General features: G+C 76.6%; 12 protein-coding genes. 5 read left to right on the top strand and 7 right to left on the bottom strand.

The window, feature by feature from the left end; genetic code table 11:
* Position 1: 1 nt before the first annotated feature.
* Genes ACFPCY_RS30545 through ACFPCY_RS30530 form a run of 4 tightly spaced genes read right to left on the bottom strand, consistent with a single transcriptional unit; the run spans position 2 to position 6,047 of the window.
* Positions 2–3,379 carry a coiled-coil domain-containing protein gene (locus ACFPCY_RS30545; RefSeq protein WP_378260846.1) on the bottom strand — a complete coding sequence of 1,126 codons (3,378 nt, stop codon included), beginning with the start codon at positions 3,377–3,379 and terminating at the stop codon, positions 2–4.
* Positions 3,376–4,269 carry a DprA-like winged helix domain-containing protein gene (locus tag ACFPCY_RS30540; protein WP_378260844.1) on the bottom strand — a complete coding sequence of 298 codons (894 nt, stop codon included), beginning with the start codon at positions 4,267–4,269 and terminating at the stop codon, positions 3,376–3,378. Before ACFPCY_RS30540 ends, ACFPCY_RS30545 begins: the two co-directional genes overlap by 4 nt.
* On the bottom strand, positions 4,262–4,804 hold the full coding sequence (locus ACFPCY_RS30535) for a hypothetical protein (RefSeq protein WP_378260842.1): 543 nt from the start codon (positions 4,802–4,804) through the stop codon (positions 4,262–4,264). Before ACFPCY_RS30535 ends, ACFPCY_RS30540 begins: the two co-directional genes overlap by 8 nt.
* The gene (locus ACFPCY_RS30530; RefSeq protein WP_378260840.1) at positions 4,797–6,047 is read right to left on the bottom strand and encodes a hypothetical protein; all 1,251 of its coding nucleotides are present in this window, start codon (positions 6,045–6,047) and stop codon (positions 4,797–4,799) included. The genes ACFPCY_RS30535 and ACFPCY_RS30530 overlap by 8 nt, the downstream gene beginning before the upstream one ends.
* Positions 6,048–6,341: 294 nt before the next feature.
* Here ACFPCY_RS30530 and ACFPCY_RS30525 point away from each other — a divergent pair, with 294 nt between their 5' ends.
* The 3 genes from ACFPCY_RS30525 (at position 6,342) to ACFPCY_RS30515 (ending at position 11,839) form a co-directional block, all read left to right on the top strand.
* The gene (locus tag ACFPCY_RS30525; RefSeq protein ID WP_378260838.1) at positions 6,342–9,128 is read left to right on the top strand and encodes a LuxR C-terminal-related transcriptional regulator; all 2,787 of its coding nucleotides are present in this window, start codon (positions 6,342–6,344) and stop codon (positions 9,126–9,128) included.
* A 66-nt stretch (positions 9,129–9,194) separates the two neighbouring features.
* Positions 9,195–10,727 carry a class I adenylate-forming enzyme family protein gene (locus ACFPCY_RS30520; RefSeq protein WP_378260836.1) on the top strand — a complete coding sequence of 511 codons (1,533 nt, stop codon included), beginning with the start codon at positions 9,195–9,197 and terminating at the stop codon, positions 10,725–10,727.
* Positions 10,728–10,795: 68 nt separating this feature from the next.
* Entirely contained in the window at positions 10,796–11,839 is a 1,044-nt protein-coding gene (locus ACFPCY_RS30515) for an AMP-binding protein (RefSeq protein ID WP_378260834.1), read from the top strand.
* A 701-nt stretch (positions 11,840–12,540) separates the two neighbouring features.
* Here ACFPCY_RS30515 and ACFPCY_RS30510 read toward each other — a convergent pair.
* From ACFPCY_RS30510 to ACFPCY_RS30500, 3 genes are all read right to left on the bottom strand, one after another.
* Complete coding sequence (locus tag ACFPCY_RS30510) at positions 12,541–13,974, bottom strand: aldehyde dehydrogenase (protein WP_378260832.1); 1,434 nt, start codon at positions 13,972–13,974, stop codon at positions 12,541–12,543.
* 90 nt (positions 13,975–14,064) lie between these two features.
* Positions 14,065–14,502 carry a cytidine/deoxycytidylate deaminase family protein gene (locus tag ACFPCY_RS30505; RefSeq protein ID WP_378260830.1) on the bottom strand — a complete coding sequence of 146 codons (438 nt, stop codon included), beginning with the start codon at positions 14,500–14,502 and terminating at the stop codon, positions 14,065–14,067.
* Positions 14,495–15,181 carry a RibD family protein gene (locus tag ACFPCY_RS30500; RefSeq protein ID WP_378260828.1) on the bottom strand — a complete coding sequence of 229 codons (687 nt, stop codon included), beginning with the start codon at positions 15,179–15,181 and terminating at the stop codon, positions 14,495–14,497. The genes ACFPCY_RS30505 and ACFPCY_RS30500 overlap by 8 nt, the downstream gene beginning before the upstream one ends.
* Positions 15,182–15,322: 141 nt before the next feature.
* Here ACFPCY_RS30500 and ACFPCY_RS30495 point away from each other — a divergent pair, with 141 nt between their 5' ends.
* Both ACFPCY_RS30495 and ACFPCY_RS30490 read left to right on the top strand, forming a co-directional pair.
* Complete coding sequence (locus ACFPCY_RS30495) at positions 15,323–16,462, top strand: exonuclease SbcCD subunit D (RefSeq protein ID WP_378260826.1); 1,140 nt, start codon at positions 15,323–15,325, stop codon at positions 16,460–16,462.
* Positions 16,462–19,521 (top strand): AAA family ATPase, encoded by a 3,060-nt coding sequence (locus ACFPCY_RS30490; protein ID WP_378260824.1) that lies wholly within the window; start codon positions 16,462–16,464, stop codon positions 19,519–19,521. The genes ACFPCY_RS30495 and ACFPCY_RS30490 overlap by 1 nt, the downstream gene beginning before the upstream one ends.
* The last annotated feature ends 6 nt before the right edge of the window (positions 19,522–19,527 follow it).

The raw sequence follows: 19,527 nt of genomic DNA, 5'->3' as shown, positions 1-19,527 counted from the left end.
CTCAAATCTCGGCGCCCTCCACCGCGCTCCCGGAACCGCCCGGCACGTCCGTCCCGGCAGGCGCCTCAGCCCCGGCCCCGGCCGCGGAACCCGCGGTCGTCTCAGCCTCGGCCTCGGAACCCGCGGTCGTTTCAGCCTCGGCCGCGGCCTCGGAACCCGCGGTCGTCTCAGCCTCGGCCTCGGAACTCGCGGTCGTTTCAGCCTCGGCTGCGGTCTCGGAACCGACAGCAGGCTCAGCCCCGGCAGAGGCCTCCGCGCGGACGGCGGTCGCGGCGCGGGCGGCGGTCATGGCGCTCGCCAGCCGCCGGACGCGCGGCTCGTGCTCGTCGTAGCCGACCACGACCGGCGGCTCGTTGTACGGCATCGTGTCGGACGAGCGGCGCAGCTTGATGTACTGGCCGCAGGCGTCGATGGCGTAGGGCTCCATGTCGTCCTGGAGCGCGCCGATGACGGTGATGCCGTGCTGCTCGCCGATCTCGCGGAACAGCGCGACGGCCTCCTTGCGGTGCTCCTTGCCGAGGTTGCGGCCCAGCTCGTCCAGCACGAGGCAGAGCCGGCCGCCGCCGGACGAGGCGAGCGCCGCCGCGCAGACCAGCTTCACGGCCTTCTCGTCCATCAGCGCGGTGTTCGCGCGCCGGTTGTACGGGACGTACCGCTGGCCGTCGCTGCGCCGCCACTTCGGCGTGACGCGCCAGCGCCACTCCTGCTCGGGGTCGCCGGGCGGCTCGGGCGTCGGGAACTCCAGCGTCGCGCCGTACCCGCCGTACTGGACGTCCAGCTTCTCGAACTCCTCGGCAACCCGCTGGAGGCGGCTGCGGATCGCGGCGGTCAGCGCCGTCCGGTGCGCCTCGGCGGCCCCGGCGGCCTCGTCCGCGCCCCGGCTGGCCTTCTCCAGGTCGGCGCGGCGGGCCGCCATCTGCACCTCGATCTGGCGGCGCTGGTGCCGCTCGTAGTCCTCCTGCTGCCGCAGGTAGGACTCCAGCGACCGCACCAGGCGCGGGAACGTCGCCTGCTCGCGCTCGGTCCGGCGGCCCTCGCCCTCGGCGCGCTCACGCAGCAGGAACCGGACCTCCTCCGGCATGTCCTCGTCGTTCACGCCGTCCGGGAAGACGCGGCGCAGCGCCTCGGACAGGTGCTTCTCGGCGGTGTGCCACCACTCGTCCGGCGTCCAGGTGCGCTCGTCGTCGGTCAGCTCGCCGAGCCATCGGGCGGCGGCGTCCCGGGACTCGCCCCATTCGCGCTCCAGGACGTCCAGCCCGAGCGCCGCGCGCTTGCCGCCCAGCTCGGCGGCCCTGGCGACGAGCCGCTCGCGGTCGCGTTCCAGCGCCTCGCGGCGCCCGCGCAGCCGGTCGACCTCCAGCGCGCGCGTGTCGGCCTTGGCCTGGAGCCGCCGCAGCGCCTGCTCGGCCGAGCCGAGGCGCGGCCCGAGCCTGGCCTCGCCGCCCGCCAGCTCCTCCAGCCGTTCGCGCAGCTCGGCCATCGCCTCCCGGACGGACTCCAGCTCCGCCCCGGCCTGCGCGCCCGCGAGCCGCCGCGTGGCGAGCGCGACGTCGGCCGCCGCGTCCGACGTCTGCCGCCGGGCCTCCTCCAGCGCCCCCTGCGCGGACGCGAGCGCCGCCCGCGCCGCCTGGACGCGCGCGACCCGCCCGGTCACCGGCTCGGGGAACCCGGCGACGATCACGACGCCGCCGCCGTCCCCGGCCTCCAGCGCCGCGAAGAACCGCCCCAGCGGCAGCCCGCACCGGACCCCCTCCGGCAGCCCCGGCACCGGCCCGGCCCCTGCCCCGGCCCCGGCCTCGGCCTCGGCCTCGGACTCGGGCGCGACGGCCCCGTCGGCCGGGACGATCATGGAGCCGGGCAGCGCCTTCAGCGCGCCGGACGCGGCGGGCAGGTCGGCGGCGTCCAGCACGACCGCCTCGCGGTACGGCCAGAGCGCGGCCTCCCAGCGGTCCCGGACGTCCTCGGCGAGCTCCACCGCGTCCAGCAGCCCGACCGCCGCGATCCCGGCCCCGGCCAGCGCGCGGATCTGCGCGGGCGCGCTCGACTCGCCCGCCTCCGCCTCGGCGAGCGCCCGCTCGGCCCGCGCGACCGCGCCGCGCGCCATGCCGAACTCCTGCTGCGCCTCGTCCCGGCGCGCCTCGGCCTCGGCGAGCTCGCGGCGCGCGGTGTCCTCGTCGCGGCCGTCCGCCTCGCGCCGCCGCTCCTCCAGCGCCGACACCCGCCGCCGCAGCTCCTCCATGCGGTTGCGCGCGACGGCCTTGTCCGCGCCGAGCTGGTCCGCGCGGCCCTTCAGCTCGGAGAGGGCCGCCTGCGCCTCGGCGACCTGCGCGTCCAGCGCGCCGCCGGTGAGCTGCTCGGCCTCCTTCTCGGCCGCGCGCACCGCCTGCCGGACGGTCTCGGTCTCCTCCTCCAGCGCGGCCAGCTCCGCCGCGAGCGAGGCGTCGGCCTCCGCCGCGTCCTCCAGGAGCCGGGCCTGCCGCGTCCGCCAGTGCCGCAGCGCCGCCGCGACCTCCGCGCGCGCCCGGTCGCGCCGGTCGAACGTCTTCAGCAGGGACGCCGCCTCGCGCTCCCACTCGGCCAGCCGCGCGGTCGCCTCGGCGGCCTTCGCGCGCTCGCGGTGCTCCTCGGCGCGCGAGACCCGCTCGGCCTCCAGCTCCCGGTCCAGGCCGGTCAGCGCCGCGATCGCGGAGAAGATCCGCTCCGGGGTGATCTCGTTGAGCGGCTGCGACAGCAGGTTCGTCGCGACCTTCGACCGGACGGAGGTGGACAGGAACGACACGCACCGCACCTGCCCGCCGTACAGGACGCGCGACAGGTCCTTGGCGACGAAGTCGCGGCGGCCCGCGCTGCGCGGCAGCGACGACCACAGCGCGTCGGCCATCGTCACCCGCTCGGCCTCGGACGCCGCCGACGCCAGGTGCACGCCGTGCCGCCAGCGCAGCTCCAGGTGCGGCGCGTCCGCGTTGACCCGCAGCCACACGGTCAGGGCGTCCGAGCCGTCGCCGTCGGCGTGGTCGAACACCCCGACGATGTAGCCGTGGTCGGCCGACGCCCACTGCTGGTCGCCCTGCGCGGCGAGTTCGGCGTTGAACAGCAGCTCGGCGACCGCCCGCGCGCCCGACGCGAACCGCCACTGCTCGTCCCCGAGCAGCGCCGTGATCGACGCGATGAACGACGACTTGCCCGCGCCGTTGGAGTCCTTCGGCCCCTGGCCCGCGACCACGATCAGCGTCCCCGGCACGGTCGGCACCGGATGCGTCGACAGCCGCGAGATGTTCACCGCCTGGACGGCGACCAGCGTCCGGTCGCCGACGACGTTCTCGCTGTCGGCCCCGCTCCGCGCCGGTCCCGGCACCAGCGGATCCAGCACCGCAGTCACGACATGTCCCCCCGTGCGTCAACGTCTCCGGCGGCGCGCGCCGCCCTTCCCGGAACGCGTCCGGTCTCGGCCGCCCCTCCGCCCTGCCCCGCCGCGCCGCCTTGCGCCGCCGCGCCGCGCTGGCCCACCGCCCCGCGCTGGGCCGCCGCGGTGCCTTGCGCCGCCGCGCCGCGCTGGGTCGCCGCGCCGTCCTGGGTCGCCGCGCCGCCCTGGGCCGCTTGGGCGCGGGTGGCCTGCAGGACGCGGTCGCGGCTGCGGCGGCGGGCGCGGATCGTGGCCGCCAGTGGCGAGTCCGGGCCCGCGGCCAAAATCAGCTCCTCCTGGAGGCGGCGCCGGGTGGCCGGGGTCAGGCGGTGGAACTGCGGGCCGGGGACGAACCCGCCCGCGTCGCCGCCGTCGGTCCGGCCGTCCGCGCGGACCTGCGCGACCAGGCCCGCGAGCCGCAGCCGCCGCAGGGCCGCCTCCAGCTCGCCGATCGGGAGCTGGGAGCGGCGGCGCAGCTCCTCCAGCGGCGTCGGATGCGGCGACAGCCAGGTGTCGTCCGGCAGCCGCCCGGTCGCGCGCGGGATCGCCACCGAGTGGATCAGCACCAGGGTCAGGACGGCCCGGTCCCCGGCGGGCGGGACGCACGCGGGATCGCGGGCCAGCTCGTCGGCGACGTCGTCCCGGTAGCCGGACGTCCACTCCGTCCGCCCGGCGCGGATCAGCGTGCGGCCGGACAGGTTCAGCATCGCCTCGACCGTGCGGCGCGACGCGGGCTCGCGCAGCGCCGCGAACCGCGCCTCCGGGACGGGCTCGGCCGCGTGCTCCACGGCCATGTACGCCGCCACCAGCTCCGACCGCCGCCGCTCGTCGTAGGACCGGAGCAGCGGCTCGAACAGCTCACTCACCCGGCAGCACCCCCTGCGGCGGTTCGGGCAGGCGGCGCAGCAGGTCGCGGAGCGGGCCGAGCGAGTCGTCCGCCCACAGCGCCACGCGCGGGCCGGGCCGGACGACGCCGGCGGCCTCGTCCAGCAGCAGCCAGCCGGTGTCCGACAGCCGCCGCAGCTCGCCGGTCGCCCAGCGCCGCGCCAGCTCGGCGTCGCCGCGCGACATCCCGCCGTACACCTCCAGGACGGCCGGGACCGGCGCGGCCTCGCCCGGCCACGGCGCGTCGTCCAGCCGCGTCCAGCAGCAGCGCAGCGCCGCCGCGAGGACGCGCCGCGCCTGCCCCGACCGGTCCATCGGCATCGGCGCGGTGTCGTACTCCTCCAGCAGCGCGGGCGTCGCGCCGTCCGGCCAGGCGGGCAGCAGCCACAGCCGCTCGCCGTCGGACGCGGTCGCCAGCCCTGACGGCGTCGGCTCGGACACCGGCTGCGACGGCATTCCCAACGCGCGCGCCCGCGCGCGTGCGAGCACTGCGGCGTCCACCTTCTCCTCACTCATCGGCCCCCACCTCTCGCGAAACGCCGGGGGAGGTGCGCTCGAAGACGCCGGGAGAGATCCAGGTCGGGGCGCCCTCCGGCCGGACGGCCAGACCGTCCGACCAGGTCAGCCGGTACGGAAGCTCCGGGTGCAGGTGCGCGGACGACAGGTCGGCGAGCAGGCGCCGCGCGGTCACCCAGTCCTGCGCCAGGACGTCCTCGACGGCGATCCGGTCGCGTCCCCGGAGAAGCTGCTCCGCCACGGCGCGCAGGCGTTCGGTCGCCGTCGCGTCGCCGCCCGTGTCGTCCGACAGGCCCGGGTCGGGGACGGACGGCCGCGGCGGCGCGGGACGCGGCGGGGTCGCGCGCGGCCCGTCCTCCACGGCCTGGACGACCGCGGACGGCTCGTGCCACGGCGCGGGCGCGTCGAAGACGAACCCCTCCAGGACGGCCGCCAGCTCGTCGCGGGACGCGGTGCGCGCGAAGGTGCGCCACGTCTCGGGCGGCAGCAGGGTCAGGTTCCGGGTCGTGCCCGCCGAGTCGGACAGGCGCGCGGCGGCCCGCCGGGACGCGTCGCCGTAGGCGTAGATCGCGGTGCGCAGGTCGGTGCAGGCGCGGTCGAGCTGCGGCCAGCGGCGCAGGATCGCGCCGTGCAGCCGCTCGGCGCGCTGCAGGATCTCCTCGGTGCCCCACAACTTGGGGGCCTGCTCGCGCAGCTCCTCGATCGTGCCGTTGGTGAGGGTCAGCAGCTCGACGCTCCACAGCCGGAAGGCGCGGGCCAGGCCCGCAGCGCCGTCCCGGGCCTGCTCGGGCGTCATCCGCGGGTCGGCGACGTTGAGCTGTTCGAGCGCGAGCAGCCGGTGCATCTCGGACTGCCCGCCGTCCAGCATCATCCGGCGCACGAACATGAGCCCGACGACCGAGGTGAACGACGCCCGGTAGCGCAGCTGGTTCGGCTTCGGGAACACCTCCCGGACGGCGCCGAGCCCGCGCAGCACCCGCAGCCGGTTCTCGAAGACCTCGGCCGGGTAGCGGCGGCAGACGTAGCGCATCTGCTCGCGGCTCAGCCCCTCCTCGCCCGCGTCGGCGAACGCGGCGAGCAGCGTCTCGGCGACGTCCACGAGCTCCGGGTCGTCCACGACCGCGCCGCCGTCGCGGGCGAGCGCGGCGAACATCTGCCGGTACACGCCCAGCACGGCCTCGCCGACGAGGGCGTCGTCCAAGGTCGGCGTGGTGTCGGCGGTCGGATCGGAGGGGTGGGACACGGCGACCTACGGTAAGGCCAGCGGGCCCCGAGGGTGGAATCGGACCGGTCCCGGCGTGTTCCGCGCGGCCTCGACGGCCTTCGACCGGCGGCGGTGCGTGGCCGCCCGGTCACGGTCCGCCCGGACGGCGCCGGCCCGCGGGGTAAAGCAGGGGGAGATAGTTCTCCCCGCCGATTCCGGGACGCGGCGCGGGACGGGGTGAAAGACTTCCGCCGAGGACGACTCGGGAACAAGGGCTCCCCTTGCCGAGGCCACCCCGGTCCGGTACGCCGGAGGTTGTGGAGGCCGCTGGGCATGACACCGAATCCCCCCGTCGCGGCCGGGACGAACCTGCCCGCCGAACCGAACGCGTTCGTGGGCCGCGAGCGGGACGTCGCGGACCTGCGCGGCCTGCTGGAGACGACCCGCGCGGTGACGCTGTGCGGCGCGGGCGGCATCGGCAAGACCCGGCTCGCCGTGCACGTCGCGCACGAGGTGCTCGCGGCGCACCCCGGCGGCGCCTGGTTCGTCGAGCTGGCCGACCTGGCGTCCGGCGGCCCCGCCGACGTGGTCGCCCGGCGGGTCGCGGCCGTGCTCGGCGCGTCAGAGGAGGAGGGGCGCCCGCTCACCGTCACGCTCGCCGACGCCATCGGCGACCGGGCCGTGCTGCTGGTCCTGGACAACTGCGAGCACGTCGTCGCCGAGTGCGCCGACCTCGCCGGGACGCTGCTGCCGCGCTGCCCCCGGCTGCGGCTGGTCGCGACCAGCCGCGAGCCGCTGCGCACCGAGGGCGAGACGGTCTGGCGCGTCCCGCCGCTGGACCCTGCGGAGGCCGTCCGGCTGTTCGCCGAGCGCGCCCGCGCCGTCCGGCCGGAGTTCGCCGTGACGCCGGAGAACGCGGCGGCGGTCGAGGAGGTCGGCCGGGCGCTGGACGGCGTCCCGCTCGCGCTGGAGCTGGCCGCCGCGCGGCTGCGGGTGCTGACCGTCGAGCAGATCGCCGGACGGCTCGCCGACCGGTTCCGGCTGCTCGGCGGCAACGCGCGCACCGCCCCGCACCGGCAGCGCACGCTCCGCGCCGCGATCGACTGGTCGCACGAGCTGCTGGACGACCGCGAACGCACCCTGCTGAGACGCCTGTCGGTGTTCACGGGCTGGACGCTCGGCCAGGCCGAACGCGTCTGCGCCGACGCCGACCCCACCGGCCTCGCCGCCGACCTCGCCGATCTCGCGGACCTGCCCGACCTGCCCGATCTCGCGGACCTTCCCGACCTCCACGATCTGCCGGACCTTCCCGACCTTCCCGACCTCTCGGAGCTGGACGGGGAGCCGGCGGCCGTCGACGGCGGCCTGCCGCCGCGGGGTGTCCTCGACCTGCTCACCGCGCTCGTGGACAAGTCGCTGGTCGTCGTCGTGGACGAGGTCGCGGGCGAGACCCGGTTCCGGCTGCTGGACAGCATCCGGCAGTACGCCGCCGAGCGGCTCGCCGAGGCGGGCGAGGAGGAGGCGATCCGGGACCGGCACCGCGACGCCGTCCTGGAGTACGCCGAGCGGGACGGCGAACTGGCGCTCGCCGAGGCCGAGGCGGACTGGCCCGACCGGGTCGCCCTGTTCCGCCGCTGCGACGCCGAGCTCGGCAACATCCGCGCCGCGCTGTCCTGGGCGCTCGACCGCGAGGACGTCGAGGGCGGCCTGCGCATCTGCACGGCCCTGCGCTCCTACTGGATCGCGCGCGGACGCGTCGCCGAGTGGTCGCGGTGGACCGACCGGTTCCTCGCCCGCAGCCGCGGCCTGCCCGCGATCGTCCTCGGCCCTGCGCTCGCGGGCCGCGCGCAGCTCGCGCTCAGCGCCCGCGACTTCCCGCGCGCCGCCGGGTTCGCCGAACGGGCCCTCGACCCGTGCCGCCGCGCCGGGGACGGGTTCATGGCCGCCGCGTCCCTGATCACCATCGCCGAGGCGCACATCCGCGCGGGCCGCTACACCGAGGCCGCCGACCGGCTGGACGAGACGGACGCGCTCACCGACGCCCCCGGCCAGGAATGGAACCGCGGCTACGCGCTGATCACGCGCGGTTACATGCTCGCCCGACGCGGGCGCGCGCGCGAGGCCGCCCAGGCATACGAGGCGGGCCTCGCCGTGATGCGCGACATAGGGCAACTGTGGGGCGCCGCGCACGCGCTCATCGGCCTCGGCCGTATCGCCGAGCTGCGCGGGGACGCCGCCTGCGCGCGCGCCCGCTTCACCGAGGCGCTTCCGCCCCTGGTCGAGATCGAGGCGCGTCCCGAACTCGCGCGCGCGCTCGCCGGGCTCGGACGCGTCGCGCTCGCCGCCGGGGACCTGCCCATTGCGCGGCGATCCCTGGCGCGCGCGCTTCGGCTGAGCCGTGCGTCCGGCGTCCGTCCGGAGATCGCACGCGGACTGGAAGCGTTCGCGCAACTCCTCGCGCGCGAAGGCGACGGGCGCGGGGCCGTGCTCCTCGCGGGCGCGGCCGACGGGCTGCGCGAAGCGGCGGCGCGCCGCCACACCCCGCATCCGGACGGCCCGGCCTACACGTCCGGCGCGTCCGTCACCCGCACGCCCGGACACGGCGCCCGCGTCGAAGCCGTGCTGGAGCCCGTCCGCCGGGTCGTGGGAGACCCCGTCGTCGCGCAGTGGTTTGGCGAAGGCCGCTCCCTCGCCCCGGACGAGGCCATCGCGCTGGCCCTCGGCACCGACGACACCGAAGCCGATCCCTCCGCCGCACCACCCACGGACGGCGCGAGCGGCCCGGCCTCGACCGCCGCGTCCGGCACGGCGGACGGCGCGCCGTCCGGCACGTCGCCGAGCACGCCGACCAGCACGCCGAGGAGCACGTCGCCGAGCACGCCGACCAGCCCGCCGCCGAGCACGCCGCCGAGCACGCTCACCGCGCGCGAGCGGGAGATCGCGCAGCTGATCGCGCGCGGCCTCAGCAACAAGGGCATCGCGGGCGAACTCGTGATCAGCCCGGCGACGGCCGCGCGGCACGTCGCCAACATCCTCACCAAGCTCGGCTTCAACTCCCGCGCCCAGATCGCCGTCTGGGCCGTCGACCACCACCTCGCCGACCAGCCGCAGCTCCGCTGAGTTACATACGTACGTGCACAATCGTGCGCATGTGCCGCCGGGCGCGCCGCACGTAGCGTCGGACGCATGATCTGCATGCGAGTGGACGCGGCCTCCGGACATCCGGCGGTGACGGTGTCCCGCGCGGTGTTCGGCATGACACCCGACGAAGAGCGGGCGGCCGTGGCCCGCACCGGCGACCGGCCGGCCGTCGTGGACGCCATGGGCGACCGGGCGATGAGCCACGCCGAGCTCGCCGCCGCCGTCGGCTCGCTCGCCTCCGGGCTCGTCCGGGAGGGCGTCGGGCCCGGCACCGTCGTGGCGCTGCACCTGCCCGACAGCCCCGAGTTCGTCGTCGCGCTGCACGCCGTCACCGCCGCGGGCGCGACGCCGATGCCGGTGCGGCCGACCGTCCCCGCCGCCGAGCTCGCCGTGCTGCTCGCCGCCGCGGACGCCGACGTCCTCGTCACCTGGCCGGTGCTGTTCGACGTCGCGAAGGCCGCGATCCGGACACGGCCCGTCCGGCGGCTGTTCACCTTCGGTGACGAGCCCGGCGCGGAGTCCCTCACCTCCCTGCACACCGGCGACCCCGCGCCGGACGTCCCGGTCGACCCGGCCCGCGACGCGGCCCTGGTCGCCTGCACGCGCGGCGACGGCGCGTCCGCCCGCGCCGTCCGGCTCACCCACGCCGAGGTCGTCGCCGGACTCACCCGCGTCGCCGACGCGGGGCTGGTCGGGCCGTCCGACACGGTGCTGTCCGCGCTGCCGCTCGCCGACCCGATCGCGCTGAACGGCCTGCTCAACCCCGCCCTCCGGCTCGGCGCGACGATCGTCACCCTCGCCGGCGCGGGCCGCCACGAACTGCTCCGCGCCGTCCAGGACCACCGCGTCACCGTCCTGCTCGCGCCGCCGCGGCTGGTCGAGGTGCTCGCCTACGACCGGTCCGTCCCCCGCTACGACCTGCGCTCCCTGCGCGCCGTGGTCAGCACGGGCGGACCCCTGTCCGCCGAGGCCGCGCGCGCCTGCGCCAACCGGCTCGGCTGCCCCGTCCGGCAGGCGTACGGGATCGCCGAGGCCGCCGGGATCACCCACCTCAACCCGCGCGGGGTCGAGGAGGGCACGCTCGACTCGGTCGGCCGCGGCCTGCTCGGCGTCGCCTGGCGGGTCCTCGACCCGGCCACCGGCGCCGACCAGCCCGCCTACCAGCCGGGCGAGCTGTGCCTGCGGCTGCCGATGACCTCGGCCGCCGCCGTCCCGGTCCGCTGGCTCACCACCGGCGACCAGGCGTTCGCCGACGAGCACGGCCGCGTCTACATCCTCGGCCGCCTCGGCGCCGGACGGCCCGAGCCGCCCGCCGAACCCGACGCCGTCCTCGCCGCCCACCCCGCCGTCGCCGACGCGGTCATCGTGCCCGTCCCCGACCTGGAGGTCGGGCTCGCGCCGCACGCGTTCGTCGTCGCGACGCGCCCGGTCGCCCGGGACGAGCTGCTCGCCTACGTCAACGGCCACGTGCCGTCCTACCGGAGGGTCGTCGCGGTGCACGTCGTCGACATGATCCCGCGGTCCCCGGCCGGCCGGGTGCGCCGCCGGGCGCTGCTGCAGCGCGCGGGGCTGTCCTGATGACCTACATACCCACCTACACAGTTCTGCGGATGTGGCCGCCCGGCCCCGCTCCGTACGTTCACCCCATGCCTGAGGGAGAAGCGGGGCCGGGAACGGTGGCCGAGCCCACCGTGACCCGGGCCGTGCTCGCCTCCGCCCGCGAGCACGCGGCCCGGTTCGGCGGGCGCGCCGCGCTGGTCGACCCGGACCGGCGGATCGGGTTCGGCGCCTTCGCGGCGCTCGTCCCCGCCGCCGCGGCCGGACTCCACCGGCACGGCGTGCGGCCCGGCGACGTCGCCGCCGTCCAGGTCGCGGGCGTCGGCGAGCTCGCCCTCGCCGTCCACGCGCTGTGCGCGGCGGGCGCGGTGCCCGCACCGCTCCCGCTGGACGCGACGGTCGGGGAGCTGGCCCGCATGATGACCGAGTGCGGGGCCCGGTTCCTGGTGACCGGCGGCGAGGTCGCGGGGGCGGCCCTCGCCGCCACCGAACGCTCCTACGTCCGGCAGGCGTTCGCCTTCGGGGAGTACCCGGGCGCGACGTCCTTCGCCCGCCTCGTCGGGGCGGGCGCCGCAGGGGGCACGGCCTCCGGGTGGGGGGAGCAGGCGGCCGGATGGGGAGAGACGGCCGCCACCCGGGGGGAGACGGGCGGCGGGTCGGGCAGAGAGGGGGCCGGCGTGGGGAGCGCCGGACCGTCCGACCCGCCGCCGGAAGCCCCGCGCGACCCGGCCCTGCGGCTGTTCGAGCCGCCCGTCGACCTCACCCACGCCGACCGCTTCACCGCGCTGCACCGGCTCGCCGCCGTCACCGGCGTCCACTCCGGCGACGTGCTGGTCTGCGGCGTCCGCGACTGCCGGCCGGACGTCCTCATCGGCCTGTCCGACCTGTGCCTGGCGCACGGCGCGACCCTCGTCGGCGTCCCCGAACCCGAGGTCGCCCCGCTGCTGCACGCCGTCGGCGCGCACCGCGCCACCGCCGCCGTCGTCACCCCGGAGAAGCTCCGCTCCCTCACCTTCGACCACACCCCGGTCCCGGTCCCGGACGTCCGCCTCCTGGTGACCGGCGACGTCGACCCGGACGTGGCGCGCGCCTGCCGCCACCGGCACGGCTGGAGCCCGGTCTCCCTGACCTGACCCCGGCCCCGCGGACCAACCCTCCGGCGTCCGCGCGGCGATTCCGCCCCGCCGCCGGACCCACGGGGACGGCCCCGGCCGAACGGGGACCACCGACCAAACGGGCGCCCGGTGGTCCCCGTCCGCCCGGGGCCGTCTTCGTTGATTTTGTATTCCGGCTCCGCCGGGCTCGCCTGGCGGCTCGCCCGCCGGCCCGGCCTACCTGCGAACGCGGCATCGCTTCGCGATCAAGCGCCCGAGCGCTCGCCTCCGGCGTCGCGCCCGGCCCCTTGGTCACGCGTTCGCGCGCCTCTTGAGGCTTCCGTGGGGTGCACGCTCTCGCCTTCGGCGTCGCGTCCGGGCTGTTGGTCACGCGTTCGTGCGCCTCTTGAGGCTTCCGTGGGGTGCACGCTCTCGCCTTCGGCGTCGCGTCCGGGCTGTTGGTCACGCGTTCGCGCGCCTCTTGAGCTTTTCGTGGGGTGCACGCCTCCGCCTCCGCGCGTTCTTTCCGCCCGGGCGCGGGGCTCGCCTTCGGCGTCGCGCGTTTGGCAGGCGTGCCCGGGCTCGCGCGCTCCGCTTGGCCTGCGCGCGGGCGCGCTACCAAGGGCGTGGAGATGATGCCGGAGGCGAGTCTCCACGCCCTTGATCGCGAAGCGATGTCGCGCTCGCCCGAGTCGCCGGGCCGCGTCTGAGCCGCTGGGCGAGGGCGCGGAGCCGGAGGCTCAATGGGGACGCGGGATGGCCTTGTGTTCCAGGTAGGCGGTGAGGCCTTCGGGGCCCAGTTCTCGGCCCAGGCCGGAGTCCTTGTAGCCGCCGAAGGGGGTGTTGGGGTCCAGGACGTAGAGGTTGACGCCGCAGGAGCCGGTGCGGATGCGGCGGGCCACCTCGACGCCGTGGGGGACGTCGGAGGTCCAGACGGAGCCGCCGAGGCCGTAGTCGCTGTCGTTGGCGATGCGGACGGCGTCGTCCTCGTCCTCGTAGGGGATGAGGACGAGGACGGGGCCGAAGATCTCCTCGCGGGCGATGCGCATGTCGTTGGCGACGTCGGCGAAGACGGTGGGGGCGACGTACCAGCCGCGGTCGTGCGGGCGGTTCAGGCCGCCGGCGATGATCTTGGCGCCCTCGTCCTGGCCGATACGGATGTAGTTCTCCACGCGTTCCTGCTGGCGGCGGGCGACGAGGGGGCCGATCTCGGTGCCGTAGTCGGCGGGGTCGCCGACGGCGAGGGCGGAGACCATGGCGCCGAGGGCGCCCGCGACCTCGTCGTAGCGGCTGCGGGGGGCGAGAATGCGGGTCTGGGCCGCGCAGGCCTCGCCGTTGTTCATCAGGGACGCCATCTTGAAGCCCTCGATGGTCGTGGCGAGGTCGGCGTCCTCCAGGATGATCGCGGCGGACTTGCCGCCGAGTTCGAGGGTCGCGGGGCGCAGGAGGCGGCCGCAGGTCTCGCCGATGCTGCGGCCGGCGGCGGTCGAGCCGGTGAAGGCGACCTTGTCGACGCCGGGGTGGGCGACGAGGTAGGCGCCGACCTCGCGTCCGGCGGGGACGAAGTTGAGCACGCCGTCCGGGACGCCGGCCTCCTTGGCCCACTCGGCGAGCAGGTAGGCGTCGAGCGGGGCCTCCGGGGACGGCTTGGCCACGACGGTGCAGCCCGCGACCAGGGCCGGGGCGAGCTTCAGCATGAGGGTGAACTGCGGGACGTTCCAGGGGTAGATCGCGGCGACGACGCCGACCGGCTCGCGGGTGACGGTGACCGGGCCGAGCATGCCGGGACGCTCGTCCTCCCAGGCGAAGTCCTCGGCGAGGTCCACGTAGTACTGGAGCACCATCTGGGGGAGCGCGGCCTGGCCGAAGATCGAGAACAGGATCGGCGAGCCCATCTCCTCGGTGACGAGGTCGGCCATCTGCTGCTGGCGCTCGGCGTAGATCGCCGAGAGGCGGCCGAGGACCTCGGCGCGCTCGGCGGGCGCCATGCGGGGCCAGGGGCCGTGGTCGAAGGCGCGCCGGGCGGCCTGGACGGCGCGGTCCATGTCGGCCTCGGTGCCGTCCGGGACGCGGCCGACGACCTCCTCGGTGTGCGGGGAGATGACGTCGATGGTGCCGGTGCCCGCGGGGGCCGTCCACTCGCCGCCGATGAACAGCCGATCGTGTTCGCGCATGCCGTCTCCCGGTCTTGACCGAATGCTTGCTTGGGAGACAGCATCGCACGACGCCCCGGGGCGTCCGCAAGGGGGAATGAGACTCCCGTCTCAGGGGCGGCCGAGCAGGTGCGCGTTCGGGTGGCGGGCCCGGTCCGCGAGCGCGGGCAGCTCGACGACCTCGACGCCGTGCGCGCGCAGGTACTCGTCGCCGGTGCCCTCGACGAACAGCGACGGCTCGCGCCAGGCGAACACCACGCGCCGGATCCCGGCCGCGACGATCAGCTCGGCGCACGGCCTCGGCCGCGACTTGCGCGCGCCGCACGGTTCGAGCGAGCTGTAGACGGTCGCGCCCGGCGGGACGTCCCCGAGCTTGGCGAGCGCCGCCTCCTCCGCGTGGTCGGACGGGTCGGACTCGCGCGAGAAGCCGCGCGCCAGCTCCGTCCCGTCCGGGCCGACGACCACCGCGCCGACCGAGAACGCGGTCTCCGACGGCGGGCAGAGCGCGGCGAGGTCGCACGCCAGCGCCAGCCACTCCGCGTCAGCCACGGTTCTCCCCGACCAGGTAGCGCAGCAGGACGAGGTTGCCGATGCGGGTGATGTCCTCCAGCCGCATCGGACGCTGCGGCGACTGCGGGAAGACGCCCGAGCCGGCGAAGCGCGGCGCGGCCGGGTCGCCGAGCAGGAACGGCGCGACGACGAGCTGGATCTCGTCCACCAGGCCCTGCGTGAGGAACGCGGTGTGGATCGCGCCGCCGCCCTCGACGATGAGCCGCCGCACCCCGCGCCGCGCGAGGTCGGCGAGCATCGCGGGGAAGTGGACGGGGTCGCCCGCGTCCATCACCTCGGCGCGGTCGCCGAGCCGCGCGGCGAGCGCCTCGGCGTTCCCGGACGAGGCGTACACCAGCTTCGGCGACTCGCCGGTGGTGAAGAACCGGGCGTCGGGGTCGAGGTCGCCGCTGCCGGTGACGGTCACCTTCACCAGGTCGGGCGGCAGCCCTTGACGGACCCGCCGCTCCCGCCGCGACTCGCCCTTGACCAGCAGTTTCGGGTCGTCCGCGCGGACGGTTCCGGCCCCGACCAGGATCGCGTCGCAGGTGGCGCGGACGGCGTCCACGCGGTCGAAGTCCGCCGGGGTGGACAGGCGCAGCCGCTCGGGGCTCGCGTCGTCGATGTAGCCGTCGATCGACATGGCGCAGCTCAGCAGCACGTAGGGGCGATCGCTCACCGCGCCACTCTAGGGGACCCGGCGGCACGCCGCGCTGCGTGCGCGCGTTGTCGCCGAGCGTCGCACCGGACGGTGAATCGCGGACGGGGCGGCGTTTCTGGGCCTGTTGTGTCGGAGGGGACGCCTAGGGTGTGGACCGCGATGCGAATCCTTCACACCTCCGACTGGCATCTCGGCAGATCGTTCCACCGCGAGGACCTGCTGTCCGCGCAGGCCGCGTACGTCGACCACCTGGTCGAGACCGTGCGCGCCGAGCGGGTCGGCTGCGTGCTGGTGTCCGGCGACGTCTACGACCGCGCGCTCCCCGGCGTGGACGCGGTGAAGCTCGCCAACGAGGCCCTCGAACGGCTCGCCGAGCGCACCCGCGTGGTGCTCATCGCGGGCAACCACGACTCGGCGCGCCGCCTCGGCTTCGGCTCCGGGCTGATGGACGCGGCGGGCGTGCACCTGCGCACCGACCCCGCGCGCGTGGGCGAGCCCGTCATGGTGGAGGACGTCGCCGTCTACGGCATCCCGTACCTGGAGCCCGAGCTCGTCCGGCCGCAGTGGGACCTGCCCGAACGCGGCCACTCCGCCGCGCTCGGCGAGGCGATGCGGCGCGTCCGGGACGACCTGGCGACGCGTCCGGGCGGCACGCGCTCGGTCGTCCTCGCGCACGCGTTCGTCACCGGCGGCGAGCCGAGCGACAGCGAACGCGACATCTCGGTCGGCGGCGCGGCGAACGTCCCCGCGTCGGTGTTCGACGGCGTCGACTACGCCGCGCTCGGCCACCTGCACGGACGCCAGCGCATCACCGATCGCGTCCGGTACTCGGGGTCGCCGCTCGCCTACTCGTTCTCCGAGGAGCACCACCTCAAGGGCTCCTGGCTCATCGACCTCGCCGCGGACGGCACGCTCGCCGCGGAGTTCGTGGAGGCCCCGGTCCCGCGCCGGCTCGCGCGCCTGCGCGGACGGCTGGACGACCTGCTCGAATCGCCGCGCTACGACGACTTCACCGGGCACTGGCTCCAGTTCACCATCACCGACCCGAACCGTCCGACCGCCGCGATGGAGCGGCTCCGCCGCCGCTTCCCGCACACGCTCGCGCTGAACTTCGAGCCCGACGCGTCCGGCGGGGACCGGGAGACCCGCACCTTCGCCGAGCGCGTGCACGAGCGCTCGCATCTGGACATCGCCGCCGACTTCGTCACCGAGGTCACCGGCACGCCCGCGTCCGAGGCCGAGAGCGACCTGCTGCACGAGGCGTTCGAGGCGTTCCGCCGCAAGGAGGCGCTGCGGTAATGCGACTGCACCGGCTCGTCGTCACCGCGTTCGGCCCGTTCAGCGACCGGCAGGAGATCGACTTCGCCGCGCTCGCCGACGCGGGCCTGTTCCTCATCCAGGGGCAGACCGGCGCGGGCAAGACCAGCGTGCTCGACGCGGTCTGCTTCGCGCTCTACGGGCAGGTTCCGGGCGTCCGGAACAGCGCTCGCGGGCTGCGCAGCGACCACGCGGCGCCCGACCTCGCGCCGAGCGTCCAGATGGAGACGACGATCCGGGGCCGCCGCCTGCGCGTCACGCGGTCGCCGGAGTGGTACCGGCCGAAGAAGCGCGGCGAGGGGCTGACCAAGGAGAACGCCAAGGTCGTCCTGGAGGAGTTCGAGCACGGCGAGTGGGTCGCGCTGTCCACCCGCGTGGGCGAGGCCGACGACGTGATCGGCGGGCTGCTCGGCATGACCGCCGCGCAGTTCTGCCAGGTCGCGATGCTGCCGCAGGGCGCGTTCGCCGGGTTCCTGCGCGCGGACGCCAAGGGCCGCCGCGAGCTGCTGGAACGCCTCTTCTCCGCCGAGATCTTCACCGCCGTCGAGACCTGGCTGGCCGACCGCCGCCGCGACACCGGGCGCGAGGCCGACGCCCTGCGCGCCACCGCGGCGTCCATCGCGTCCCGCATCGCCGAGGCCGCCGGCGAGCCGAGCCCGCACGAGTCGATCACCCCCGTCCCCGCCCCGCGCTCCGGTGACCAGGGCCGCGCGGCCTCGCGGGCCGAGGCGGAGTTCACGGCTCAGGAGACGTTGGAGACGGTCGAGGCGCTGCCCGCGTGGGCGCGCGCGCTCGCCGTCGAGCACGCCGACCTGCTGGCCGTCCAGCAGGGCCTTCTGGCGGACGCGTCGGACACCGCGACGGCCTCCCGCCGAGCCCTCGAAGAGGCCCGCGACCTGGCCGAACGCCAGACCCGGCACGCCGAGGCGCTGCGCCGCCGCGACGTGCTGGCCGAGCGGGCCGAGGAGCGCGCCCGGTACGCCGCGCGGCTGGACGCCGCGGCCCGCGCGGACCGGGTCGTCCGGCTCGTCCGGGAGGCCGGCGCGCGGGAGCGGCAGGCCGAGCGGGCCCGCGAGCACGCCGCGTCGGTCCGGTCGCGGGTCGGCGGGCTCGTCCCGCCGGACGCCGCCGAGGACGTCCTCGCCAAGGCCGAGCGCGACCGCCGGGACGAGATCGCCGCGCTCGACGGCCGCCGCGCCGTCGCGAACCGGCTGCGCGAGATCGCGAGCGACCGCGCCGGGCTCGCCGAGTCGCGGTCCCGCCTCGAAGCCGAGGCGAAGCGGCTGGCCGCCGTCCTCGCCGAGCTGCCCGGACGCCTCGACCGGCACCGCGCGGCCGTGGAGCGCGCCCGGCTCGCCGCCGCCGAGGTCGCGGGCGTCCGCGCCACCGCCGACGAGCTGGAGCGCAGGCTGGCCGCCGCGGAGCGCCGCGACCACCTCGCCGTGCTGATCGAGCAGGCCGACGACGCGCACCGCGCCGCCGTGGACGCCGCCCAGGACGCCCGCGACCGCCACCAGGACCTCCAGCAGGCGCGGCTGTCCGGGATGGCCGCCGTCCTCGCCGCCGACCTGGAGGACGGCGCGCCCTGCCGGGTCTGCGGCTCGACCGAGCATCCCGCGCCCGCCACGTCCGGAACCGAGATCCCGGACGAGGACGCCGTGGAGCGCGCCCGCGAGGCGTTCGAGGCCGCCCAGCAGCGCCGCGAGCGGGCCGCGCGGCAGGCCGACGCCCTGCGCGGCGAGCGCGACGCCAAGCTGGAGATCGCGGGCGAGGAGCCCGCCGCCGACATCGCCGCCGAGCGGGACGCGGCGCGCGCCCGCCTCGCCGAGCTGTCCGAGGTCGCCGCCGGCGCCGACCGCCTGGACGCCGACCTGCGCCGGATCGAGGCCGAGGGCGAGCAGCAGCGCGCCCGGAACGAGCAGGTCGCCGCCGCGCTCCAGGCCGCGTCCGCGCGCGACGGGGCCCTCGCCGACGAGCACGCCCGGCACACCGCCGACCTCGCCGCCGCCTGCGGCGACGACCCGTCCCTGGAGGCGCGCGTCGACCGGCTCGACCGGGAGGCGTCCGCGCTGGCCGCCGCCGTCGAGGCGCTCCGCGCGGCCGACCACGCCGCCCGCGAGCTGGCCGCCGCGCGCGAGGCCGCGGCGAACGCCGCCGCCGAGGAGGGCTTCACCTCCCCGGAGGCCGCGTCCGCCGCCTACCTCGACGACGAGGACCAGGCTCCGCTGCGCGAGCGGATCCGCTGGTTCGAGGCCGCCGAGGCCGTCGTCCGCGACGCCCTCGCCGACCGGGCGCTGACCGACGCCGCGTCCCGGCCCGCGCCCGATCTCGCGGCGCTCGCCGAGGCCGTCGATCGCGCCGAGGCCGAACGCACCGCCGCCGCGTCGGCGGTGTCCCGGTCCGGGCAGCGGCTGGCGCGCGTCACCGCGCTCGGCGGCGAGCTCGCGGCGGCCGTCGCGGCCTGGCGCCCGGCCGCCGAGGCGCACGCGGTCGCCGAGCGGCTGGCGGGCCTGACCTCGGGCAAGTCGCCCGCGAACCGGCACGCGATGTCGCTGTCGGCGTACGTGCTCGCGGCCCGCCTCGAACGCGTCGTCGCGGCCGCGAACGAGCGGCTCGGCCGGATGTCGGGCGGCCGGTACGTGCTGCGGCACACCGTCGACAAGGCGGCGGGCGACCGGAGCAAGAGCGGCGGCGGGCTCGGCCTGCGCGTCGTGGACGCCTGGACGGGCAGCGACCGCGACCCGGCCACGCTGTCGGGCGGCGAGTCGTTCATCACGTCCCTGTCGCTCGCGCTCGGCCTCGCCGACGTCGTGACCGCCGAGGCGGGCGGCACCGAGGTGAACACCCTGTTCGTGGACGAGGGGTTCGGCACCCTCGACGACGAGACGCTGGACGAGGTGATGGCCGTCCTCGACGCGCTGCGCGACGGCGGCCGGGCGGTCGGCGTGGTCAGCCACGTCGCCGAGCTCCGCACGCGCATCCCGGCCCAGCTCCGCGTCGCCAAGAACCGCACGGGCTCCACCGTCCGCGTGACGGTCTGACCTGCC

Source organism: Actinomadura gamaensis, assembly GCF_042652125.1.
GTDB classification, from domain to species: Bacteria; Actinomycetota; Actinomycetes; order Streptosporangiales; family Streptosporangiaceae; genus Spirillospora; species Spirillospora gamaensis.
The sequence above is the reverse complement of the archived record's forward strand: the minus strand, read 5'-3'. Positions and strand labels throughout refer to the sequence as shown.